The organism is Streptococcus sp. 23.2, assembly GCF_016648665.1.
GTDB classification, from domain to species: Bacteria; Bacillota; Bacilli; order Lactobacillales; family Streptococcaceae; genus Streptococcus; species Streptococcus salivarius_E.
Genome location: NZ_JACLQJ010000001.1, coordinates 224940 through 248327, shown reverse-complemented (window position 1 = coordinate 248327; position 23388 = coordinate 224940). Strand labels below are relative to the sequence as shown.

Annotated in this window: 21 protein-coding genes and 1 riboswitch; of the genes, 4 read left to right on the top strand and 17 right to left on the bottom strand. The window is 42.0% G+C overall.

Annotation, left to right across the window (positions count from 1 at the left end; translation table 11 throughout):
* Window positions 1-276: 276 nt before the first annotated feature.
* The 11 genes from H7T98_RS01245 to H7T98_RS01195 all read right to left on the bottom strand — a co-directional run bounded on the left by H7T98_RS01245 (window position 277) and on the right by H7T98_RS01195 (window position 12794).
* Window positions 277-1290 (bottom strand): diacylglycerol kinase family lipid kinase, encoded by a 1014-nt coding sequence (locus H7T98_RS01245; protein ID WP_070476696.1) that lies wholly within the window; start codon window positions 1288-1290, stop codon window positions 277-279.
* Window positions 1291-1299: 9 nt separating this feature from the next.
* Window positions 1300-3258, bottom strand: coding sequence for an NAD-dependent DNA ligase LigA (gene ligA, locus H7T98_RS01240; RefSeq protein ID WP_201061051.1), 1959 nt, complete (start codon window positions 3256-3258; stop codon window positions 1300-1302).
* Between the two features lie 50 nt (window positions 3259-3308).
* Window positions 3309-3818, bottom strand: a complete 510-nt coding sequence (locus H7T98_RS01235) for a QueT transporter family protein (RefSeq protein WP_004183169.1) — start codon at window positions 3816-3818, stop codon at window positions 3309-3311.
* Between the two features lie 90 nt (window positions 3819-3908).
* The gene (locus H7T98_RS01230; RefSeq protein ID WP_201061049.1) at window positions 3909-4868 is read right to left on the bottom strand and encodes a YihY/virulence factor BrkB family protein; all 960 of its coding nucleotides are present in this window, start codon (window positions 4866-4868) and stop codon (window positions 3909-3911) included.
* Between the two features lies 1 nt (window position 4869).
* Window positions 4870-5730: a methionyl aminopeptidase gene (locus H7T98_RS01225; RefSeq protein ID WP_004183173.1), complete on the bottom strand. Its 861-nt coding sequence runs from the start codon at window positions 5728-5730 to the stop codon at window positions 4870-4872.
* A gap of 43 nt (window positions 5731-5773) precedes the next feature.
* Window positions 5774-7054 (bottom strand): CBS-HotDog domain-containing transcription factor SpxR, encoded by a 1281-nt coding sequence (spxR, locus tag H7T98_RS01220; protein ID WP_002884454.1) that lies wholly within the window; start codon window positions 7052-7054, stop codon window positions 5774-5776.
* The gene (locus tag H7T98_RS01215) at window positions 7047-7592 is read right to left on the bottom strand and encodes a GNAT family N-acetyltransferase (protein ID WP_013991031.1); all 546 of its coding nucleotides are present in this window, start codon (window positions 7590-7592) and stop codon (window positions 7047-7049) included. The genes spxR and H7T98_RS01215 overlap by 8 nt, the downstream gene beginning before the upstream one ends.
* Before the next feature lie 65 nt (window positions 7593-7657).
* Entirely contained in the window at window positions 7658-8920 is a 1263-nt protein-coding gene (locus H7T98_RS01210; protein ID WP_201061047.1) for a UDP-N-acetylglucosamine 1-carboxyvinyltransferase, read from the bottom strand.
* 85 nt (window positions 8921-9005) lie between these two features.
* Window positions 9006-11246, bottom strand: coding sequence for a DNA internalization-related competence protein ComEC/Rec2 (locus tag H7T98_RS01205; RefSeq protein WP_201061045.1), 2241 nt, complete (start codon window positions 11244-11246; stop codon window positions 9006-9008).
* Window positions 11236-11931: a helix-hairpin-helix domain-containing protein gene (locus H7T98_RS01200; RefSeq protein WP_021143743.1), complete on the bottom strand. Its 696-nt coding sequence runs from the start codon at window positions 11929-11931 to the stop codon at window positions 11236-11238. The genes H7T98_RS01205 and H7T98_RS01200 overlap by 11 nt, the downstream gene beginning before the upstream one ends.
* A 107-nt stretch (window positions 11932-12038) precedes the next feature.
* Complete coding sequence (locus tag H7T98_RS01195) at window positions 12039-12794, bottom strand: lysophospholipid acyltransferase family protein (protein WP_021143742.1); 756 nt, start codon at window positions 12792-12794, stop codon at window positions 12039-12041.
* A gap of 128 nt (window positions 12795-12922) precedes the next feature.
* Between H7T98_RS01195 and H7T98_RS01190 the strand changes: the two genes are divergently transcribed.
* From H7T98_RS01190 to H7T98_RS01180, 3 genes are read left to right on the top strand one after another with little or no spacing between them, the layout of a single operon-like run.
* The gene (locus H7T98_RS01190) at window positions 12923-13858 is read left to right on the top strand and encodes a polysaccharide deacetylase family protein (protein ID WP_021143741.1); all 936 of its coding nucleotides are present in this window, start codon (window positions 12923-12925) and stop codon (window positions 13856-13858) included.
* A gap of 49 nt (window positions 13859-13907) precedes the next feature.
* Window positions 13908-14672: a tRNA1(Val) (adenine(37)-N6)-methyltransferase gene (locus tag H7T98_RS01185; protein ID WP_059749235.1), complete on the top strand. Its 765-nt coding sequence runs from the start codon at window positions 13908-13910 to the stop codon at window positions 14670-14672.
* Window positions 14673-14675: 3 nt separating this feature from the next.
* Window positions 14676-14945, top strand: coding sequence for a GIY-YIG nuclease family protein (locus tag H7T98_RS01180; RefSeq protein WP_118172086.1), 270 nt, complete (start codon window positions 14676-14678; stop codon window positions 14943-14945).
* 55 nt (window positions 14946-15000) lie between these two features.
* On the opposite strand, the gene H7T98_RS01175 is transcribed toward H7T98_RS01180, so the two are convergent.
* From H7T98_RS01175 to H7T98_RS01165, 3 genes are all read right to left on the bottom strand, one after another.
* Window positions 15001-16590 (bottom strand): DEAD/DEAH box helicase, encoded by a 1590-nt coding sequence (locus tag H7T98_RS01175; protein WP_164332042.1) that lies wholly within the window; start codon window positions 16588-16590, stop codon window positions 15001-15003.
* Between the two features lie 194 nt (window positions 16591-16784).
* A complete protein-coding gene (locus tag H7T98_RS01170) occupies window positions 16785-17690 on the bottom strand; it encodes a magnesium transporter CorA family protein (protein WP_195968836.1) in 906 nt (301 codons plus the stop codon).
* A 12-nt stretch (window positions 17691-17702) separates the two neighbouring features.
* Window positions 17703-18083 (bottom strand): PH domain-containing protein, encoded by a 381-nt coding sequence (locus H7T98_RS01165; protein ID WP_013991039.1) that lies wholly within the window; start codon window positions 18081-18083, stop codon window positions 17703-17705.
* 103 nt (window positions 18084-18186) lie between these two features.
* A riboswitch (TPP riboswitch) is annotated at window positions 18187-18306 on the top strand.
* An 81-nt stretch (window positions 18307-18387) separates the two neighbouring features.
* Here H7T98_RS01165 and thiT point away from each other — a divergent pair.
* Complete coding sequence (gene thiT / locus H7T98_RS01160; RefSeq protein WP_002884661.1) at window positions 18388-18963, top strand: energy-coupled thiamine transporter ThiT; 576 nt, start codon at window positions 18388-18390, stop codon at window positions 18961-18963.
* A gap of 374 nt (window positions 18964-19337) precedes the next feature.
* On the opposite strand, the gene H7T98_RS01155 is transcribed toward thiT, so the two are convergent.
* The 3 genes from H7T98_RS01155 to H7T98_RS01145 all read right to left on the bottom strand — a co-directional run bounded on the left by H7T98_RS01155 (window position 19338) and on the right by H7T98_RS01145 (window position 23370).
* A complete protein-coding gene (locus H7T98_RS01155) occupies window positions 19338-20882 on the bottom strand; it encodes a peptide chain release factor 3 (protein WP_002884210.1) in 1545 nt (514 codons plus the stop codon).
* A gap of 360 nt (window positions 20883-21242) precedes the next feature.
* Complete coding sequence (locus tag H7T98_RS01150) at window positions 21243-21908, bottom strand: TIGR02206 family membrane protein (protein WP_201061043.1); 666 nt, start codon at window positions 21906-21908, stop codon at window positions 21243-21245.
* Window positions 21909-21996: 88 nt separating this feature from the next.
* On the bottom strand, window positions 21997-23370 hold the full coding sequence (locus H7T98_RS01145; protein WP_201061041.1) for a UDP-N-acetylmuramoyl-tripeptide--D-alanyl-D-alanine ligase: 1374 nt from the start codon (window positions 23368-23370) through the stop codon (window positions 21997-21999).
* Between the last annotated feature and the right edge of the window lie 18 nt (window positions 23371-23388).

Here is a 23388-nt window from a genome sequence, read left to right as displayed (position 1 = left end):
CAAGAGTCAAAAAGAAATATCGCTTCTCAGCTTTTTCCTCCTGAAAAGCAGATTCAAACTCTGGCCCTTTATTACTAAAAGCCGACTCGAAAGCCTGATCACTATTCTTTAGATGATCATCACTTAAATAATGTTCATTCTCTTTATTAAACCTCTACTCCTCTAAATATTCTATATAACAATTTCCCAGTTTTTTCTATTGTAACAAATGAAAGCGTCATTTTCTACAAATATACTAAAAAAGCAACCTATCTTAGGTTGCTTAAAGGTTTAACATTAGTCATTCTCAATCTTTTCAGCTTCTGTACTGAATTTTTGTGCAATGGCTTCAAGAGCTAATTCATCTGTATCTGGAAGAGTGATGGCATCATCAGAAATCTCATCAATATTTGCATAAAATTCAATATGATTCTTCAGATTTTGGAGATGAATTGGTGCATCACCACCGTATTCGCCATCGAGGTTAATCATCATACGATCATCACTTAAAGGCTCAATATACAGCGAGCTCGTTTTGATATAGGAAATTCTCTTGTCATAGATGTGTTTACCACCTTGGAGAATTTGACGAATGAGGTCAACCAATTCAAAGAGGTTAGCTGTCTTAACCATGATTAGAGTAAATTTACCATCATCCAGTTTAGCATCTGGGGCAATCGTTTCAAAGCCACCAACTGAATTGGTCAAGGCAACGAAAATCATGGAAAGACCACCTTCAAAGACACCCTCGTCATGCGTAACACGAACAGGAACCTTCTTTACCTGTGGCAACAACTCTGCCCCCTTAACAAGGTAGGCCAAATAACCAAGTACTGTCTTTAAGCGACTAGGTACACTATAGGTTAGTTCGGTAAAGGAACCAGCAGCCGCAATATTGATGAAGTATTTGTCGTCATAGGCACGGCCAATATCCATCTGAAGGGTCTGATTTTTAGCGATAACCTTGGCTGCTTCAACAGGATTTCCTCTTGGAATCTTCAAGGCGCGTGCAAAGTCATTTGTCGTTCCCGTTGGAATAACCGCCATTTGTGGGCGTTTTTTAAGCGGGGCAACCCCAGAAACAACCTCATTGATTGTACCATCGCCACCAGCAGCAATAACTAAGTCAAAGCCTGCTTTGGCCGCACGAGTGGCCTCATTTTTTGCTGAGTTCTCATCTGGTGTTGTTTGAAAGGCTGACGCTTCAAAGCCAGCACCTTCCAGAATATCCAAGACCTCGGCAACATTTTTTTTCATAATTTCTTGTCCAGATGTTGGATTATAAATTAAGCGGGCACGTTTTTGTTTCATATTGAACTCCTATAAATCCAGCAACCAAGCCTCATCTTTTACTTCAATTCCTAGGCTTTGTGCTTTTTCCAACTTACTTCCGGCATCACTACCAGCAACTACTAAATCTGTTTTCTTAGAGACAGAACCTGTCACCTTAGCACCCAGAGCTTCTAGTTTTGCCTTTGCTTCACTACGTTTAAGATGCTCCAATTTCCCTGTCAAAACAACTGTCTTAGCAGATAAGATAGCATCATCTGCCACCTTTTGTCCAAGATAGGACAAATTAACACCATAGGATTCCAGTTCCTTCATAAGAACTTGAGCCTCCTCCTTAGCAAAATAGCGCTGGATGGACTTGGCAATAACCTCTCCTAAACCATCTACAGCAGCAATAGCCTCGACATCTGCACTGGCTAACTCTTGTATGCTGCCAAAAGCTTCTAGCAACTGCTTACTAACTTTGGCGCCAACATGACGAATACCCAAGCCATAGAGCAATTTCTCTGCAGAATTTTCTTTTGATGCTTGAATGGCTGCGTAAAGTTTTTCAGCTGACTTTTCCTTGAAACCTTCCAATTGAAGGAAATCCTGACTATTCAAGCCATAGATATCAGCCACATCTTTAACCAATTCAGCTTTAAAGAGCTTTTCAACCACTGAAGGTCCCATACCTGCGATGTTCATGGCATCTCGAGAGGCAAAATGAATCAGGCCTTCCTTGATCTGAGCAGGGCAAGAAGGATTGATACAACGTAGGGCAACTTCATCTTCAAAATGTAAAAGACCACTGCCACAAGATGGACATTGAGTCGGTACTTCCATCGGCTCCTGTGTCGTACGCTTACTCTCTACTACACGAAGTACAGCAGGGATAATATCACCAGCTTTGTAGACAATTACGGTATCACCGATACGAATGTCTTTTTCGGCAATGTAATCTACATTATGAAGGGTGGCCCGACTAACCGTTGTCCCCGCTAATTGCACTGGAGTCAAATTAGCAGTCGGGGTTACTACACCTGTACGACCTACCTGCCAGTCAACTGATAGAAGCTCTGCTTCCTTTTCCTCAGCCGGGAATTTATAAGCAATGGCCCAACGTGGCGCCTTAACTGTAAAACCGAGTTCTTCTTGCATAGCCAAACTATTGACTTTGATGACAACACCATCAATGTCATAAGCCAAGTGATCACGATCTTCTCCAACAGCTTGAATAAAGTCCCAAATCTCATCCATCGATGATGTGACAATACGTCGTGGATTAACAGAGAAACCGAGTTCTGCCACTTCATTTAAGACATCATTTTGTGTTAGACGCTCCGTTGGACTAGCTTCCTGATAAAGGAAAGTCGCCAAACGACGCTCTGCAACCACTTTGGTATCTAATTGACGAAGAGTTCCTGCTGCAGCATTACGTGGATTGGCAAATTCGGCCTCACCATTTTCCTGGCGTTGGATGTTGATGCGTTCAAACTCAGCCCGAGGCAGGTAACACTCCCCACGCACCGTAATATTAAGAGGTTGGTCCAACTTCAGAGGAATATCTGAGATACGCTTGACATTTTCAGTGATATTCTCACCTACAGAACCATCACCACGTGTCGCACCTACCTGAAGAATACCATCCACATAGGTCAACGAGATAGAAAGCCCATCGATTTTGAGTTCAGCCATATAATCAGCATTAGGAAATTCGTCCTTAACCCTCTTATCAAAGGCATCTAGCTCTTCTCGTGAAAAAGCATCCTGCAAACTATAAAGCGGATACTCATGTTGATATTTTTCAAAACCATCAAGTACCAGCCCTCCCACACGATGTGTTGGACTATCTGCTTGAACAAGTTCTGGATATTCAGCCTCCAAAGCTACAAGCTCACGATAAAGTTTATCATACTCGGCATCTGACACTGATGGATTATCTTCCGTATAATACTCTTTTGCATACTGGTTAAGTTTAACAACCAGCTCTTTCATTCGTTTTTCCATAGGAACATTTTAACATAAAAGTAGAAAAAAACGCCTTTATAGACGTTAATTTAGGAAACAAAATCAATAACTTTGGCCAATTTCTTAATGAGAATTGCACCAACTAAGAGAGAAGCCAATTCTCCCATAGCAACAGTGAACCAAGTTGCCCAAAATGGTGCCTGAGTAACCAAGGTCAACTCAGCCGCAATTGTCACCATGAAGAATGAGAAGTAAAAGGCAAAGTAAACATGAGCCTTGTCAAAAAGTCCACCTAAAATATCTTGGTTCTTAAATCGGTCGAAGAAATAAACACCTGAACCGACAAAGACCAGTGTCGAGAGACTTCCGACAACCACATCAATCATGTTAAAGCTAAAGAAATTAGCAATTACACAGCCCAAAGTCACGGCAATGATATACTTGCGATTATAAAATCCTAAAAGATTGAACATTTCTGCAATTCGGAACTGGTAGGGACCATACGAAATTAAGTTAAAAGGTGGCACAACAGTCAAGACTACATAAAGAGCTGCCACAATAGCAATATGTGTTAAATCACGAACAGTTTGTTTTTTCATTTTTCCTCCATAATCATTATCTTTTTATTATCTACAAAGGATAATATTCCTGTCAAAAGAGCCTGGATCTCACCAAGCTCTCTTTATCATCTAGGAATTATCCTCATCTTTTTTATGTTTTTTGCTGTCACTACCATCTCCAGAAAAGCTCTGAATAATAGTAATCACATCTCCTCTCCTACTTTTCAGTTCACCTTGTCTAAGTTCTTGATAGGTCGCATTAAAGACGGCGCCCAAAATCAAAATCCTGGCCAAAAAGATGAACCAAAGCATGAAGACGAAAATCATAATGGATCCAAATAACTTGATGTCAACTAATCGACTCAAGGTACGAATCACGTAGGTTCCAAACAAGTTACTTAAATAACCAATCACTAAAGTCGTAAAGATAGTCCCTGGCATAACGTAACGGATTTTTCGAATCTTCACATTTGGAAGCACGAAATAAAGCACCATCATTCCCAGGAAGACAACTGCAATACTCAGAGGTTGAATACTATTTAGAATAAGCTGGGTCATCTTGGAACCAATAGGATAGGTCTGATTGATAACTCGAAGGACCGACTGAATAATTGTGGACAGCATTAGTGCAAAGGTGAGCAGGAACAAAATAACCAGACTCATGAAACCACCGATAATGTGACTAATAAAGACATCACGATGTTCTGAGGCACCATATACCTTGTTAATCGCCTTTTGAAGTGAAGACAAGGACTTAATCATAGTCCAGAATCCCGTCAAAGAGGCAACTCCCAACAACTGTCCAGAAGGTGTCGAGAAGATATCCTGAACAACGTTGGCTGCAGGTGCATAAAACTGCTTAGGAAGATGCTCATTCATAAACTTCAAGAGATCTGTCGTATCAATATTCAGATAGGGAAAGACATTGGCCGCAATGACAATGAGCGGAAAAACCGTCAAAATGAGATAGTAAGCCACTGCGATAGTTGAAATGTCTATCTCTGCACTACGATAATGCCTAAGATAAACCTGCAAAGGGCGCCACTGGAGTTTATCCAAGAGACGGGCCATTAAGCCTTGTCGTTTCATATTAGTAAGTTCTTTCTTCGCCTTGAGAAGTCAAAATTACTGGACCATCCTTAGTAATAACAAATTGGTGTTCATATTGACAAGAAAGTCCACCGTCAAGAGTTTTGTGAGCCCAACCCGTTTCAAGGTCCGTATCAATTTCCCAAGTACCAGTGTTAATCATTGGCTCGATAGTCAAAACCATTCCTTCTTTGAGACGGAGACCTCGTCCAGCCACCCCATAGTTTGGCACCATTGGTTCTTCGTGCATTGTTGGCCCAACTCCGTGTCCAACCAAATCACGAACAACACCGTAACCACGACTTTCAGCGTATTCTTGGATAGCTGCCCCGATATCACCGATACGGTTACCGACAACCGCTTGTTCAATACCAAGGTACATAGCCTCACGTGTTACTTCCATAAGTTTTTTCACTTCGTCAGATGGCGTTCCAATCGCATAAGCCCAACATGAGTCAGCCAAACCGCCAGAATATGATTCCGTGTATTTTTTAACCTGAGCAACATTGTCAAAGTCCAATTTTGACACATCAAGGACTGACTTATCAATAGGTTCTGACAAGACCATATCAACTTTCAAGAGGTCACCATCTTTCAAAATATAGTGACGTGGAAAGGCATGTGCCACTTCGTCATTAAGGCCACAGCATGTCGCATAAGGGTAATCCATAATGCTTCCCTCAACTCCAATCTGAAGGGGAAGAACATTTTCTTCTTTACAACGACGACGCACATACTCTTCTACTTCCCACATGTCTACTCCTGGTTTCAAGAGGTCACGTAGACCAATGTGAATGCTAGCAAGAAAATCCCCTGCCCTATCCATCGCTTCAATTTCACGTGCTGATTTTAATGTAATCATTGTTTTCTCCGTTTTCTTTATATCTTTTATTTTTTATTCGTTCCTAAGTTTTCTTAACCACAACGACTGATTTGCAGACGGTATGATTTCCGTGAGTAACCATAAGGTCCAGATGCGCTCTACGTCTGGTCTCAGCGATAATACTTGGTGTAATCGTCACCTTGTCATCGATCTGAGCTGCCTGAAGAAAGTAAAACATCATCTCTTCAATCACAAGACCATTTTGCTCCTGCTTTTCCATGATACGATAGACAACCTCTTTAACCATCTCTGCAAGAACACCCTGAGTGAGGTTCCCAGAATTGTCAATCATAGTGGGCTCTACCTCAAAGCTGAAAGCATGCTTGTCCTGATTTAGGTTAGCTATCATTTGATCACTAAAGGTGTGCAAGTTGCCACGATTATTGTCCTGAAGTTCTTCCAAAACCTGACGACGAGTGATAACACCTAGATAATGTTTTTCTTCGTCCACAACAGGAATGATATCAAAGTCTTCAAAAATCATCTTTTGGGCAACAGTTGCCAAACTAGTCTCAAGTCGTGTCACCGTCGGCTTTGTCATGATTGCCTTAAGCATGGTCGTCGGTTGCTGATTAGACACATCCCGCATGGTCACAATCCCAATCACTTTTTCAGACTCAGATAAAATTGGAAAACGTACCAAATTGGTCCGTTTAACCAAATTCTGAAAATCCCTGACCGTCATTTCTGGAGTCATGTAGTTGTAGTCTTCTCGTCTGGTATAGACTTGAGCTACAGTCTTGATGTCTGTTTTGATGCGGACATTCGAAAGTGCCTGGTTAATCATGGTTGCCACGGTAAAGGTATCGTAAGTTGTTACCATAACTGGAAATTGCTTCAAACGAGAAAGCTCTTTTACCCTATCGGAAACCTGAAAGCCCCCCGTCACTAGAATAGCATTATTGTGTTCTAGGGCAAGCAATTGAATATCCTCACGGTCCCCAACAATAAGAAGGTCTCCCTTGGTTAAATAACGGGTGATATTCTCAATAGTCATGGCTCCAATATAGAACTTACTGAAGACACGTTCCAGACCTTCATGACCAGAGATAACCTCAGACTCTGTAATCTCTGCAATCTCCGCAAAGGTCAGCCTGTCAAGGCGAACTTGGACTTTCTTTTCAATTCGAACCGTCCCACTCCGAGGACGAGTCTCAACCAGCCCTCGATTTTCAGCTTCTTTAATGGCTCGATAGGCAGTTCCATCAGAAACCTGTAAGTGATTCGAAATACTACGCACACTAACACGCTTACCGATTGGCAAGGCCTCAAGATAATCTAGAATTTCTTGATGTTTACTCACAGTTCTCCTCCTTCTCAAAGCGGAGATAATCACGCATGGTACGAGTGTATCGGTCTGCTCCCTTAAAGCGGGACACAAGCTTAAAGCCAGATTTTTCCGCTACACGAATCGATGCCTTATTTTCCAAATGGGCAATAAGAATAATACGGTCCATTCCCATAGCTGTCAAAGCCAAATCTGACAGACAGGTAACCGCCTCAGTCATTAGACCTCTCCCCCAGTATGAGGCATTCAAAAAATAGCCAAGCTCTGCAGTCCGTTTCTGGACATCAATCTTTTCAAAACGAACAACGCCAATCATCTTATCTAACTCTTTATCTACAATGGCCCATACACCTAGAGGTTCCTTCATGAAATAATGAACCAAAAGGCAATCCGTTTCATGCTGTGTTTGAGTGGCAGGAAAGAAAAATTGTAAATTCTGAGGATTTGATACAATTTCATGTAAATCAAAACGATCCAAAAAGATGAGTGGTCTAAAAGAAAGGCGCTCCGACTCAAAAAAGGCAAAAGCACCCAGACTAGTCCAAATATCCATGATAGTATTATAACACAGTTTTAGAAATGGAAAAAGGCTCAACCACTAGGGGTTGAACCTTAGACTTAATCTTCAATCAAACGAATATCTGCACCAAGGTCAGAAAGTTTCTCAATAATATTTGAATACCCGCGAAGGATAAACTCAATATTGGTAATTTCAGTTTGACCTTCTGCCATAAGACCCGCTGTAACAAGTGCCGCACCCGCACGCAAATCACTAGCTTTTACTGGTGCACCTGAGAGTTGCGTTGGACCGTTGTAAACAATCTGTCCACCGAGTACTTGAATATCAGCACCCATACGAGCCAATTCAGGAACGTGGTTCACACGCTTTTCATAAATTGTATCTATGATTTTTCCTCGACCACTTGCTTTCAATAACAATGGTGTCATCGGTTGTTGCAAGTCAGTCGCAAAACCTGGATAAGGCGATGTCTTAATGTCAACAGGTTTTAGATCACCTTGCTCTTCCACAAAGATGGCATCTTCTTCAACGGTCATACGAACACCCATTGCTTCAAGTTTAGCAATAAAACTTTCAAGGTGTTCATAAAGAACATTTTTAACCTTAATTCCCTTACCGATAGCTGCGGCCATAGCAATGTAAGAACCCGCTTCAATACGGTCTGGAATAACCTGGTGACGAGTGCCATGTAGACTATCAACACCATCAATAGTAATGACTTCTGTACCAGCGCCACGTACACGCGCCCCCATATTGTTAAGAAGTGTTGCTACATCAATAATCTCAGGTTCACGCGCCGCATTTTCAATAACCGTACGACCGTCAGCCTTAGCCGCTGCCAACATGGTATTGATGGTCGCTCCAACACTGACTGTATCCATGTAGATATGAGCACCCTGAATGCGTTGACCAGCATCAGTCGCAATACGCATAGACTCTGCTTCATAGGAAATGCTTGCACCCATCGCTTCAAACGCCTTAAGGTGAAGGTCAATAGGACGTGGTCCCAAATCACAGCCACCAGGCAAACCTACTGTTGCTTGACCGTAACGTCCAAGCAAGCTACCGTAGAAATAGTAAGAAGCACGAAGGCTGTTAATCTTACCAAATGGCATTGGCATATCCTTAACGCCTCGTGGGTCGATTTCAAGTGTTTCGCCATCACGCTTAACAGAACCACCCATTACTTCAATAATTTCAATTAGGTTATCGACGTCGCTGATTGCTGGTACCCCGTCAAGAGTAACCACCCCATCAGATAAGATGATGGCTGGAATCAAAGCAACAACTGAATTTTTAGCCCCTGATACTGTAACTTCTCCCTGAAGTTTCTTACCACCATTGATGATAATTTTACGCATACTGTTCAATCTTTCTTATACTGGAATATTAGCCTTTACATTCTACCATAGATTGAGGGGCATGACAAATTAAGAATTCACATAATTATCGGACAGTTTCACTTGACCATTTAAACCAACCTTTAAAACGGATGGCTCCATCTTGGTCTGTTCGTAAAACCTTAATGTGACGTTCCTTAAAACGCTTCAAAGTTTCATCATTTGGATGTTTATAACGATTGTTCTCACCAGCTGAAACAAGGGCAAGGGAGGGCTGCAACTGGTCCAAAAACGCTTCAGACGATGACCCTTTTGAACCGTGGTGTCCAGCTTTGAGGATGCCTGCTTTTAAATTGGGATAACTGGCCATCAGTTCCTCCTCTCCTTCCTTTTCCAGATCACCCGTAAACAGAAAACTGCTTCCTAATAATTTTCCATAGAGCACTATCGAATCATTATTACCACCATCACCAACTTTATTTGGATAAAGAACCTGTAGCTTGCTTCCCATCATGGGTAAGTTGTCTCCAGCCTTTAGAGTACGAACTGGGCGTTTTAAAGTCCTAAGTCGTTTCACAAAACTAGGCTTAGTCAAAGCTCCTTGACTGACACAGATTTCCTTAATCTTAAACCGCTTGGCTACTTCTTCCAAATCACCAATATGGTCTGTATCCGTACGAGTCAGGACCATATGGTCAATTTGAGACACTCCCCTAGCCTGTAGATAGGGAATCAAGGTTTTCTCCGCATTGCTCGTCTGACTAGCCTCTTGCCATTTTTCCTTTAGGCCGAAAGTCACCTTGCCACCCACATCAATCAGGATGGTATCGCCTTTCATACTCCTCAGAAAAATACTATCTCCCTGACCAACGTCAACCATAGTCACCTCATTGGTTAAAGGATGTTTGACCCAGACCATCAAAAGACCAAAAATCATCAAAAGGCAAATCCTAAACTGAGGCTTTTTCCAAAAATCAAAGAGCAGAACCAATACAGCTATCATCAAGCCAAACTGAAACAAACTAGGTTTCCCTAGAATCAAAGGCTGGCCTATCCAGGATTGTATCCAAGTCAAAAAGGTCTCCATCCATTCAAAAAGTGGGTTGATTTGAGAAAAGATTACCAACCCTGAAAGGACAAAGAAGACCGTCAAGACAGGTAAGAGAAAGCTATCAAAGACTATCGAAAACATCGCTGTCAGAATTAAACTCACCGGTTGAAAGGTCCCATAATAGTAAGTTAGAAAGGGCAAAATCCCAAGACTCAATACCAAGCTCGTACAGATTGACTTTTTAAGAGATGACATCTCCTCAAAATCAAACAAACACAACAAAAAGGCATAGGAACAACTTAAAACACCTCCCACTGTCAAAAGAAAATGAGGTAAAAAGAGAAACATTAGAAGCAAGGTTATTCCCATATTGTCCAGTTTTTTAATACCAAACTCAGCCAACAAACTTTGAATCAAGGAACGTAGGACAGAAGCTGTCCAACCTGTCATTAAGCCATAACATAAGGAAAAAGGCAGCAAGACGATAAATAGATAATCTTTAGGAAGACCTAAGCGTAGGAGACCGTAGCGAAACCATCCCAGAAAAAAGCCCACTTGCATCCCCGAAAGTGCGAATAGATGAATAATACCTAAACTTGTGTAAAGCTGGCTCTGCTCATCGAACTCCTTATCCAAATATCCAAAGAGCAGGCCTGTCATATAGTGTCTCATAGGACTAGGAAAGTGCGTCTGGATATGAACCAAAGCCCTCCTCCTCAGTTGATGGAAAAAAGCTAGGGGAGATAGAGATTTTTGAGGTACTACTTGGTCCAAGCGCTCAATCTGAGCGATTCGATAAATACCTTGACTGGCTAGATAAGACTGATAATTAAACCCTTGAAAATTACGTTGACCAGTTGCTTGGGTTAACGTAATTTTCCCTTTTAATACTAGCGTTTGACTAGTAGTCTTGAAAAAATGCTGCTCCTTCTCAGATTTGAGTCGGTAAAAGACCTGATAGTTTTGTCCCTTGGCCTTACCGATAGCGGATAATTGCTCACCATTAACCGATAGCGTATCAGCAACCAGAGTCACCTGATTGATTTCAGCAGGGGCTTGTTTATCTTGTATGCTAGCTCTATGATGCAAGAATAAAAAGTAGACCAAAAAGAAACTACCTACAAGTCCCACCAACTTTAGGGCTGCCTTATTCTTCCAATGATGCTTCAAAAAACAGACCATAAGAAAGACAAAAGCACCAATAGCGTAAACATTAGTGACAAAAATCGTAAAATAAAGGGCAGCTATTAAAAGAGACAAGGAAAAAAGATTGATTGGCGCTTTTTTAAGCCACATAGATGGACTCTCTGATTTTATCTAACGTTTTATCACCAATTCCTGAAACATTTTTCAGGTCATCTACGGACTGAAAGCCGCCATGACTTTCGCGATAGGCGATGATATCCTCTGCTCGCTTAGCTCCAATTCCAGAAATGGTTTGCAATTCCTCTGCAGTCGCTGTATTTAAGTTAATTTTCCCATCCTTAGCATTAGTTTGTCCTCCTTTGTCAGACACCTGACTAGTTCCTGATTGACCAAGGACAGAAAGGTTTTCATCCTTAGTTGCTACATAGATAACCTCTTCGTCTGACAAGCTTGCGGCTAAATTAACACTCTTAGCATCCGCATCCTCGGTCATTCCCCCAGCTGCTTTGATGGCGTCAGTCACCCTAGCGCTTGCTTTTAAGGTATAAACACCTGGATTGGCCACAGCCCCCTTAACATCCACTGTTACTTTTGACTTATCCTTTTCACTTTCTTCAGTCTTTGACTGAGAAGACACTTCAGTAAGTGATTTTGACCCTTCTTTGGATGAGGAGGTTGACAATGTTGTCACATCTGTATAAGACGTCTCCGCCTCCATGCTGTTGCCGGCACCACAAGTCATCCATAGAAAGAAGCAAAAAATCACCATCAGTACAGCGATGACACTCACAAACAGACGATTATCTTTGACATAGGCTAGAATCTTTTCCTTCACGCTATTCTCCTTAATTGATATATTTTCTTTCTTATTCGTAAAAAATTTTAAAAATATATCAAAAAGTAAAAAACTCTATCAGATCTATGTCTGATAGAGTTTTTAGCTTATTTCTGAGTTTCTTTGGCACGGTGTTTTTCAGGATTCCAAACAAAGCTAGCTACATATGAGAAAGCCATGGTCAAAAGTACCGCAATGATAGCCACAATACCGAGAGGTACTCGGTAAACATAAGTCAAAGGATTGGGTTTCTTGCCTGTTTGATAACTCAAAGCTTCCTCATCAAGGCGATCAAATTCAGACTGGATACGACGAGCAACCTCTTGGATATTTTCGTCATTCAAACGCTTCAAATCTGAAATATCAATGGGATTACCATAGTTCATATCCACACGTTCACCTGTCAAGAGCCCCTTGAGTTCACGAGGTCCTTGATAGACAACCGGCATAATCTTAACCTTAGCCATCTTAGCGATAACTGCAACCCCACCCTTAACATCAGATGAATGGCGGCTACCACTTGGGAACATAATCAAACTACGGTTACTCTTCTTAAGCATGTTAACAGGGTACTTGATAGCTTCTTGACCAGGATTTTCACGGTCAATTGGGAAGGCTCCACACATACGGATCCACCAACCAAAGATACGACTCTTGAAGAGTTCTTTCTTAGCCATGAAAATAAACTGCTTAGGACGAGCTGAAAAAGCCATATAAACAGGGTCCCACCAAGTTCGGTGCGGAGCAACCAAGATATAGTTTTCGTCCTTGTTCAATAATTTATCGCGATTGTGGTAATGGGCATTCCCATTGATAATCCATAGAAGGAAGACAACAAGCCCACGTAAATAAGCGTAAAACACGTTTTTACCTCTTTTTCTACAAGTTTTTTACTATTATACCAAAAAAGGAGCGCTTTTTTCATCGAATTTCTTTGTAAACTATTGAAAATGGTGTGGCACTTTCTAATAGTTTGAGCTATAATGTAACTATGAAAAAAAGTATTGAGATTATAGGGAAAAATAGAAAGGCACTTAATCTTTGCCTTATTATTGCAAACTTGGCTATTCTGGCTATCCTAGGATTTGTCCTATTCCAACGCCATAACACGAAATCTGAACAAGTAGCCAAGGCTGAAAAGACTGAACAAGTCGCTAATAGCACAAGCTCATCTTCAGAAAAAGCTAAAAAAGAGGATAAAACAGAACTCAAAAAAGGAAGCAACCACAGCATTGAGGCGTCTGACTACGCCTATGATGTCACTGCCGTTAATAACACTATCCGAGGAAAATCAGATGATGTTAAGGGTAAGGTAGTCTTTTTAACCTTTGATGATGGGATTGATCCCACTTTGACACCACAAGTCATGGATATCCTGAAAGAGTATGGCGTTCACGCAACCTTCTTCCACATCGGCTATACCATCACACCTGAAAATGGGAACATCCTCAAACGCCAAATTACTGAAGGACATGCCATTGCCAACCACAGTCTTAGCCATAATTTCAATCTGCTTTATCCAGGACGTGTTCCTAACCAAAGTCAGATTGTTTCTGAGGTTAACCAAACCAATGCCAATTTCCAAGCTATCTTAGGCAAGGACTTCAAGACAAGAATTTTCCGTTATCCTGGTGGTCATATGTCATGGCAAGGTCTAGAAAGTACTGATCATGCTCTCGCCAAGGAAGATATCCAGTGGATTGACTGGAACATGCTCTGTGGAGATGCAGAACCACTCTCTGTTCGTCCAACCACATCTGAAAGCATGATGGCTTATATGGACGGTTCACAGAAATATTTCCCTGAAACTACTGTTAAAGTTGTACTAATGCACGATACAGCTGGTAAGGAGCTCACTGTTCAGACCCTTCCACAAATTATCGAATACTTCAAAAATCAAGGATATACCTTCGGTGTCCTAGAGTAATCACTCGCAACAGTTCCTTTGGGAGCTGTTTTTTGTTACAATAAAAACTATGACAAATCCAATTTTAAAAGATGGAGAACGCATTGACCAGCTCTTCTCCACAGATGTGAAAATCATTCAAAATAAGGAGGTCTTCAGCTACTCTATTGATAGTGTCCTCCTCTCGCGATTCCCAAAAATTCCAAAGAAGGGGTTAATCGTCGACCTCTGTTCCGGAAATGGTGCCGTGGGTCTCTTTGCCAGCACACGCACCGAGGCACCAATTACCTTGGTTGAGTTGCAAGAACGCCTAGCTGATATGGCCAAACGTTCCGTAACTCTTAATCAACTAGAGAATCAGGTGACTGTTGTCAATGATGACCTAAAAAATTTACTTGACCATGCCCCACGATCTCAGGTGGACCTTATCCTCTGTAACCCTCCCTACTTTAAGGCGACAGAAACGTCCAAGAAGAATCTGTCAGAGCACTACCTCTTGGCCCGTCACGAAATCACAACCAATCTAGAGGAAATCTGCCAGGTCGCACGTCATGCCCTCAAATCTAATGGACGCATTGCCATGGTGCATCGTCCTGATCGCTTTTTGGATATCATCGACACCATGCGCCAGTATAATCTAGCACCTAAACGCATCCAGTTTATCTATCCTAAGATGAGACGTGAGGCAAATATGCTCCTGATTGAAGCCATTAAAGACGGCTCGACAGATGGCTTGAAAATCCTTCCACCTCTCTTTGTGCATAAGGAAAATGGTGATTATACTGACGAAATCTTTGAGATTTACTTTGGAAAAAAGGCTGAAGGTGAGTCCTAAACGATGACAGCAAAGGATAGCAAGGCCTACATGTATGTGGTTGAGTGTGCCGATGGCACCCTCTATACAGGCTATACCACAGACGTCGAACGCCGCCTCAAAACCCATAATGCAGGCAAAGGCGCCAAGTACACCAGAGCCCGCCTACCAGTTAAACTCCTCTACTCAGAAGCCTTCGCCAGCAAACCAGAGGCCATGAGCGCCGAAGCACTCTTTAAGAGAAAAAGCCGAGAGAAAAAACTAGCCTATATCAAAGAACACACGGAAAAATAACCGTGTGCTTTTTGATATAGGAAAACGCTCTATTTTCATAGAGCGTTTTCATTGTTTATTTATCACCCTTGTTACGGATAACAAATCCGTTTTTCTTTTCGCTTGAGGTACGGTGTGGGCGTTTATTGCCACGGTTTTCGAAGTCACGGCTATTCTTCTTAGACTTGCGTTTGAAGTCACGACGGCCACCATCTCGATCATCGCGGTTACGGTCGCCACGGTATCCACCACGACGGTTGTTATCGCGACCACGGTTGCCACCACGGCCACCTTTGCCGCCTTTACCGCCAAAGCCACCACCTGATGGTTTGAATGGCAATGGTTTTTCACGGGCAATTTCCACTTCTGGCATTGTCTCTGGGTCTTGAACGGTCAAGCTCAAGATGTAAAGTGCCAATTCTTCAGGAGTGAATTCTTGAGCCAATTTAACCGCGTCACCTTTGAACTTGTCAAAGTTAGAACGGATAGCTTCATCCGCAAAGTCGCGTTCGATCTTCTTAAGGGCAACTTTCTTCTTAGCTTGGAAGGCTTCTTGAGCTGTTGGTGGCTTAAGACCTTTCATGCGTTTCTTAGTCAAGTTTTCGATGATTCCCAAGTAACCCATTTCGTTTGGAGCAACGAAAGTAATCGATTGACCTGATTGGCCTGCACGGCCTGTACGTCCAATACGGTGAACGTAGCTTTCTGGGTCTTGTGGGATATCGTAGTTGTAGACGTGAGTGACACCTGAAATGTCAAGACCACGCGCTGCAACGTCTGTGGCAACCAAGATATCGATTTGGTCGTTCTTGAAGTCACGGATAACACGAAGACGTTTGTTTTGGTCAAGGTCACCGTGGATACCTTCTGCACGGAAACCACGAAGTTTCAAACCACGTGTCAACTCGTCCACACGACGTTTGGTACGTCCAAAGACGATTGACAACTCTGGTTGGTCAACGTCCATAAGGCGAGTCATGGTATCGAACTTCTCTTGTTCCTTGACTCGGATAAAGTATTGGTCAACGTTAACATTGGTCAATTCTTTAGCCTTGATTTTCACATGCTCAGGATCTTTCATGAACTGAACGCCAATACGTTTGATGGCATCAGGCATAGTTGCTGAGAAGAGAAGGGTTTGACGTTCTTCTGGTACTCGGCTAATGATAGCTTCAATGTCTTCAAGGAAGCCCATGTTAAGCATTTCATCAGCTTCATCCAAAATCAAAGTCTCGATATTATTGAGTTTAAGAGCCTTACGTTTGATAAGGTCAAGGAGACGACCTGGTGTCCCTACTACAATGTGGGCACCTGAACGGAGGGCCTTGATTTGTTTCTCAATGCTAGAGCCACCGTAGACTGAGCGAACCTTAACGCCCTTATCACGGCCAAAACGGAAAAGCTCTTCTTGAGATTGCACTGCCAACTCACGTGTTGGGGCAATCACAAGGGCTTGGATTGTATTTTCTTCTGTACGAATTTTATCTAGGGTAGGCAAACCAAAGGCAGCTGTTTTACCAGTACCAGTTTGGGCCTGACCGATAACATCCTTACCTTCAAGAGCGAGTGGTATCGTCAACTCTTGGATAGGTGATGGCTTTTCAAAACCGGCAGCTACAACAGCTGATTGGATGTCTTCTGATAGGTTTAAATCTGTAAATTTCAAAGTATTCTTCTTTCTATTTGAAGGCGGTGCGAAGCCACCTTATGAGACTTGGTTGTGTAGTATGTTAACTACCTGTATTTAATAGTCGTTTATTTTAACAACTCATCTAGTCTATCATATTTAAGAATAAAAAGACAGTGAATAACGTTTTAAAACCGCCTCCAATTTGAGAAGACGGTTTCACTCACTAATTATTATTTATGGACCAACCAACGCAAGTAGCGGGCCAAGACCAAACAAAGGATCGCACTACCGATAATGATGAAAATCCAGGCTGGACTGACAGTCATAAACGGTAGAGGAACATTCATCCCAAAGAAACCAGTAATAACGGCAAGCACTCCTAAAAGTACCTCAATAATGGACAGATTGCTCAAGTTGTTGTTCAAGTTGTTGTTTAGGATATTGTTATAAGAACCTGATAGGTGCTGTAAGACCTTAGAAATAAGATCCGTCATGGCAACCAACTGCCTGGCTTCAATCATGGCATCATCAAACTGCTCTTTTTCGACCTCATTGAGACGACGATAAATGGCGTGCCCCTTGATGTGTTCCAATAGAAGACGGTTTTGTGTGGCTGCAGCCACCAAATAGACCATGCCTATTTCCAAATCTGAAAGATCGTAAAGATTCTTACTCGTCGTTGTCTGTCTTAGGCGTCGACTAACCTCATCTTTTTGCTGATCCAAACATTCAATGACGGGATAGTAGGCATTTGAAATCATCTCAAGTCCTGCAAAGAGCAATTTGTAGATAGACAAATCCTCATGGTTATCCACATAATCTTGCATCTTGCTTATCACATAAGCGTTATCCTCGTTACTAATGGTCACCAAACGCGTATCTTGAACAATAAAGGTCAGAGGAATGGTTTCATAGTATTCCTTGTCCTTTTCAAGTGCCAGAACGTTATAGATAAAGGTGATTGTCCCATTCTCACGATTGTAGTCCATGTGGGCTCGTTCATTTTTATCCAAGGCATACTCTATGGTTTCCTGGTCAATATCATACTTGGTATAAAGGTAGGATTGCTCAGAAATAATATCTGAGTCAATATTAATCCAGTGACGCTTATAACCCAGTTCTTTTTCAATAAACATTTTTCTTCCTCATTACTTTAGCACTGCTGCTGCCAAAGCTTGTTGAATTTCAAAGACATTATTATCACTCTTAAATTGAAGGACCTCTGCGGGCTCCAGTGCTGATGAAATCCAAATCTTAAGTTCAGCATCTAGGTCAAAGTGCCCTGAACTTTCTACAGTAAAACGAGAAATCGAGTGATAAGGGATAGACTTGTAGGAAGTCTTCTTCCCGGTAACACCTTGCTTATCGACTAAAATCAAGCGCTTCTCTGTAAAGACAATCAAGTCACGAACTAAAACATAGGCTAACTCCACCTGTTCACCTGGAATTAAGATCCCCTCCAATTGGCGCTCAACCTTATCATTATCTTTTTTAGATGCGTTGCCAAGCAGTCCTGAAAAAAGTCCCATAGTTGTTTCTCCTTTTTTATTGTAAAGATAATCCTTGCTTTAACTATACCACAATTTTAGGATTTCAGACACTTGCAGAAATGGGTTTCTAGTAGTACAATTAAAGAGTCACAAGAGGAGCAATTGCTGAGAATGGCTAGCTTGATTTTTTCTTCAAGACTTGCCTAAACTCTTACCACCTGATCAGGTTAGGACCTGCGTAGGGATGTGTCTCAAAATAGATTGAAATAGAGGAACTTCTATGACGTCGTTTTGATGTGGCAAAAAACAGCCAATCAAGACGATTGGTATAGGAGGTTTTTTTATGTCGAAAACAAATATTCGACCAATGATTGAGGTTGCCCTTTTTGCAACCATTGCTTATATTCTGGACTTAGTTACTCAGCCCATGTCACTAGGCCCTTGGATTTCCCTTTCCTTTAAGATGGTACCTATCTTTCTCCTCAGTTTTCGCTGGGGCTTAAAAGCTGGTGCTATGGGCGGTCTTATCTGGGGGCTACTTCAAGTGGTGACAGGACAGGCAGCCGGTGGTTGGCTGACCTTGACACAAGGGTTTCTGGAGTACTTTGTCGCCTTTAGTCTGATTGGTATCAGTGGTGTGGTCAAACCAGCCCTTGATAAAGCCATTAAACAAGGCAATAAAGTCAAGTCTCTGATGGTGATTACTGAGGGGATTCTTCTTGGTAGCTTCGCTCGTTACCTCATTCACTTTATAGCCGGTGTCATCTTTTGGGGAAGCTATGCCCCTAAAGGACAAAGCCCTTATCTCTATTCATTTATTGTCAATAGCTCATCCTTCCTTGGAGAAACATTGGCCAGCCTCATCGTTTTCTTCGCCCTACAACGATTCCTAGGCAGGTTACTAAATACGGAAAAATAAAAGAAACCATAGGACAGTCTTAATTGACAGTCCTATGGTTTTTCTTGTTTTCATAACATATTACGACACGAAGTCAGACGGCTAGCTAGCCACAAGATAGGGGCTAGCGTCAAAAGATGAACGATTTACTTAAACTATACATAGTATTACGACATGAGAAAACGGAAACGATATTTTCCGTTTTCGAGTTAGTAAGGGACTTAGCCACGGTCCCATAGAACACTTCATAAATAACATCATCAAGATATTACGACACGAAATCAGACGAATCGATATTATTCGGCTGACGTAGTTAGTGAGACGGCTAGCTAGCCACAAGATAGTGGCTAGCGTCAAAAGATGAACGATTTAAAATCGTCATCTTTTGTGCCGTATTACATCTTCTCTTCCAATGTTACATCTGGATATTTATCCGCAAACCAACGGAGGGCAAAGTCATTTTCAAAGAGGAAGACTGGTTGGTCAAAGCGGTCTTTAGCCAAGATATTTCGACTTGATGACATGCGTTCATCAAGGTCCTCAGGTTGGATCCAACGCACAGTCTTTTTACCCATTGGTGTCATAACGACTTCAGCATTGTATTCATTTTCCATACGGTGTTTGAAAACTTCAAACTGAAGTTGACCAACGGCACCAAGCATGTATTCACCTGTTTGGTAGTTGGTGTAAAGCTGGATGGCTCCTTCTTGCACCAATTGTTCAATTCCTTTGTGGAAGGACTTCTGTTTCATAACGTTTTTAGCAGAAACTTTCATGAACAACTCTGGCGTAAAGGTTGGTAGTGGCTCAAATTCAAATTTGTTTTTACCTACAGTAAGGGTATCACCAACCTGATAAGTTCCTGTGTCGTAAACCCCGATAATGTCTCCTGCCACGGCATTTTCAACATTTTCACGAGACTCGGCCATAAACTGAGTAACGTTAGAGAGCTTCGCTCCCTTACCTGTACGGGTTAGGTTAACACTCATACCACGCTCGAATTCACCAGACACGATACGAACAAAGGCAATACGGTCACGGTGACGTGGGTCCATGTTGGCTTGGATTTTGAAAACAAAACCAGAGAAATCCTTGTTAAGAGGATCAATCTCGTCGCCATCAACTGTCTTGTGGCCATGTGGTTCTGGCGCAAATTTGAGGAAGGTATCAAGGAAGGTTTGAACCCCAAAGTTAGTGAGGGCAGAACCGAAGAAGACCGGCGTCAATTCACCAGCTAAAATAGCTTCTTCAGAAAATTCATTACCCGCTTCTGTCAAGAGTTCGATATCTTCTTTAGCTTGCTCATAGAATGGGTTGTTGGCAAAAAGGGTATCACCATCTTCAATCTTGGCAAAGCGCTCGTCACCCTTGTAAAGCTCCAAGCGTTCGTTATAGAGGTCGTAAAGTCCTTCGAAGGCTTTACCCATACCGATAGGCCAGTTCATTGGGTAGCTGGCAATACCAAGCACTTCTTCCAACTCTTCCAAGAGGTCGAGTGGCTCACGTCCATCACGGTCCAATTTGTTCATGAAGGTGAAGACAGGAATACCACGGTGTTTAACAACTTCGAAAAGTTTTTTGGTTTGGGCCTCGATACCTTTGGCTGAGTCAACGACCATGACGGCAGCGTCGACCGCCATAAGGGTACGGTAGGTATCTTCTGAGAAGTCCTCGTGCCCTGGGGTATCAAGGATATTGACACGTTTGCCGGCGTAGTCAAACTGCATCACAGATGAGGTTACTGAGATACCACGTTGTTTCTCGATATCCATCCAGTCTGATTTAGCAAAGTTTCCGGTTTTCTTACCTTTTACGGTACCAGCTTCACGGATTTCACCCCCAAAGTAAAGCAATTGTTCAGTGATTGTTGTTTTACCAGCATCGGGGTGAGAGATGATGGCAAAAGTACGGCGTTTTTTGATTTCGTCTTGGATACTCATAGTTTTCTTTCTTCTTTAAAAATAATCTTTTTGATACTTTTCCTTAGTGGTATGGAACGTCAGTAGCTGCCTTAGGAATTGCAAAACTTCCATGCTCAATAGAAACTGACAGGCAAAGGTTTTTACCAGATTGAAAAGTAAGATAGTTGTAGCACTTCTTTCAGAAAATTTCTGTCTTTTGAAAGCTACATTTGTTGTCGAGGCTTGCGATAATTCTCGCAGGCACAGCTCTTTTATTATATCCAAATTACAGTTTGAAAGCAATTCTGAAAGCGTTTTGTGTTAGAATAAAACTAGAATAAAACAAATAAATTGACAAAGCACGCTACCAACTTTCTGATAGCGTGTTTCTTCATTTATTTAATATTTCTCTTCAAAACGCTCCAGACCTTTTTTCATGATTATCATGAGAATAACCAGAGCTCCTGAAACAGCAAGGTATTTGACAAGTAAGGGAGTTCCCATAATAAATGGCGTGTGTTTAAGCATGCCATAGTTTCCACCGATAGTCTGATTAACTATTACCAAAGCTAAATTCAGTAATAAGGTGGCCACGACAATCAGCCGCTGGCTGATGGGATGAGTTTTATAACTGTTAAAGATTACATTCAGGCTATTGACCAATAGGGCATAGTGGCCAATTAGGAAAGAAAAGCCTGTGATATGAGGAAACTCATAGGGATCAAATACTGGATAAATCAATGCGCAGTAAGTCCCGACAACTCCCATAATAGCAAAATAGCTCTTTATCCTACTATTTTTTAGGAGGAGAACAGCAAACATGGCCATACGGCAATGGTAAAGGGGCAAACTAATATAAAGAGGAAAGCCCTGCCAGAGGTACCAGGTATAGAGGGCAAAGAGTTGAATGGCTTGGATAGTGAGAAAGGTCCAACGCCATATCTTATTCTTATGCCAACGCCAACTCAAGTAACTCAAGACTACCATCGCCAAAAGCATAAGCAAATAATAGGGCAAAGGTATCTGGGGTGGATGAGTTTGGGTGGTTGTCAAAAAATCCTTCATTCTCTTCTCCTGCTGAAACTATTATGCCTGCTATTATATCAAATTTCAGGGTAAAGCAAAAACCTGCTTGGAGAGCAGGTTAGAAAACTTAATCCTTGGCTTGGAGTTCTTCCACGACCTTGGCTAGATTCATAGAGTTAGAGCCCTTGAGCAAGATTTGATCGTGCTCGCCCAGGCTTTCTTTGATTTGCTTGACCATAGCGTCAAATTGGTCTTCGTTAGCTGTTTTCTTGAAATAATAGACATGACCAAGAGGAAACATTTGACTAGCAAGTTGTGACAATTCGGCAATGTCTTCACCGTAGAAAATCACCGTATCAATAGCATCTGGTGTCAGGCTTAGAATCATCTGTGTGTGAAGTTGCACAGACTGTTCACCGAGCTCTTTCATGTCAGCTAGGACAGCAATTTTCTTGCCTCCTTCATTCTTAGGAATGGCTGAGAAGGTCTCCAAGATAAGCTTCATGGCTGTTGGATTGGCATTGTAGACATCTGAAAGGATATCCGCACCATTAGCTGCTTTTTTCCATTCGGTACGATTTTTTGTGAGTTGCAAGTTAGCAAGAGCTGAGAGGATATTTTCCTCAGTTACACCCAAGTGTTTAGCGACATAGGCAGCAACCATGGCATTTGTGGCATTGTATTTTCCAGTGACTGGCAAGGTAACTTGTCCGTCTAGGAAGTTTGTTGAGAAGGTGAGGTGGTCTTTGAACTCTGTCAACTCAGAGACCGTAAGCTCCGCACTATCCCCAAAGCGTACCACTTCAAGATTGATTAGCAAGAATGGATCGACGATAGGATCACTAGGTACAAGCAAGAGGCTACCATCAGGCATACCGTCTTGCATTTGCATTTTACCTTGAGCAATCTTGTCACGGCTACCAAAGAATTCCAAATGAGCCTCTCCGATTAAGGTAACAACAGCTGTTTTTGGCTTCGCCAAGGTTGACAAGAGGTGAATGTCTCCCATGTGGTCTTGCCCCATCTCAAGGACGATTTTCTCCGTATCATCAGGCATGTGTAGGGCAGTATAAGGAAGACCAATCTCATTGTTGTAATTACCTTGGGTCTTGTAAGTACGATAGGTTGTGGCCAAGATATCATGAATCATGTCCTTGGTCGTTGTCTTACCGTTAGAACCAGTCACCGCAATAACGTCAACACCGGTCTTTTCAAGATAGTAGGCAGCTAGTTTTTGGAAGGCTTCAAGAGCATCATCGACTAGGATGTGAGCTTGATCAGCCGATAATTCTTTTTCTGTGAATGTCGCTAGAGCACCATTGTCAAAGGCTGTTTGGATAAAATCATGTCCATCACGTGCACCTTTGAGAGGCAAAAAGAGGTCGCCCGCTGTAATCTTGCGGCTATCAAACTCAATTTGGTTAATGGCAACATCTTCATAGGCTGTGACATCATTTTTAGCGCCAACAACCTTGGCAATTTCATGGAGTGTCAGTTTCATCTTAAAATCCTCTGTTTT

Bases quoted from the DNA above. Each gene is read 5' to 3' on its own strand.
- H7T98_RS01225 (WP_004183173.1), bottom strand. From the start codon at position 5,730: ATGATTACATTAAAATCAGCACGTGAAATTGAAGCGATGGATAGGGCA.
- thiT (WP_002884661.1), top strand. From the start codon at position 18,388: ATGTCGAAAACAAATATTCGACCAATGATTGAGGTTGCCCTTTTTGCA.
- H7T98_RS01210 (WP_201061047.1), bottom strand. From the start codon at position 8,920: ATGCGTAAAATTATCATCAATGGTGGTAAGAAACTTCAGGGAGAAGTT.
- ligA (WP_201061051.1), bottom strand. From the start codon at position 3,258: ATGGAAAAACGAATGAAAGAGCTGGTTGTTAAACTTAACCAGTATGCA.
- H7T98_RS01180 (WP_118172086.1), top strand. From the start codon at position 14,676: ATGACAGCAAAGGATAGCAAGGCCTACATGTATGTGGTTGAGTGTGCC.
- H7T98_RS01235 (WP_004183169.1), bottom strand. From the start codon at position 3,818: ATGAAAAAACAAACTGTTCGTGATTTAACACATATTGCTATTGTGGCA.
- H7T98_RS01230 (WP_201061049.1), bottom strand. From the start codon at position 4,868: ATGAAACGACAAGGCTTAATGGCCCGTCTCTTGGATAAACTCCAGTGG.
- H7T98_RS01245 (WP_070476696.1), bottom strand. From the start codon at position 1,290: ATGAAACAAAAACGTGCCCGCTTAATTTATAATCCAACATCTGGACAA.
- H7T98_RS01190 (WP_021143741.1), top strand. From the start codon at position 12,923: ATGAAAAAAAGTATTGAGATTATAGGGAAAAATAGAAAGGCACTTAAT.
- H7T98_RS01145 (WP_201061041.1), bottom strand. From the start codon at position 23,370: ATGAAACTGACACTCCATGAAATTGCCAAGGTTGTTGGCGCTAAAAAT.
- H7T98_RS01205 (WP_201061045.1), bottom strand. From the start codon at position 11,246: ATGTGGCTTAAAAAAGCGCCAATCAATCTTTTTTCCTTGTCTCTTTTA.
- H7T98_RS01170 (WP_195968836.1), bottom strand. From the start codon at position 17,690: ATGTTTATTGAAAAAGAACTGGGTTATAAGCGTCACTGGATTAATATT.
- H7T98_RS01165 (WP_013991039.1), bottom strand. From the start codon at position 18,083: ATGGGACTTTTTTCAGGACTGCTTGGCAACGCATCTAAAAAAGATAAT.
- H7T98_RS01155 (WP_002884210.1), bottom strand. From the start codon at position 20,882: ATGAGTATCCAAGACGAAATCAAAAAACGCCGTACTTTTGCCATCATC.
- H7T98_RS01150 (WP_201061043.1), bottom strand. From the start codon at position 21,908: ATGAAGGATTTTTTGACAACCACCCAAACTCATCCACCCCAGATACCT.
- H7T98_RS01185 (WP_059749235.1), top strand. From the start codon at position 13,908: ATGACAAATCCAATTTTAAAAGATGGAGAACGCATTGACCAGCTCTTC.
- H7T98_RS01215 (WP_013991031.1), bottom strand. From the start codon at position 7,592: ATGGATATTTGGACTAGTCTGGGTGCTTTTGCCTTTTTTGAGTCGGAG.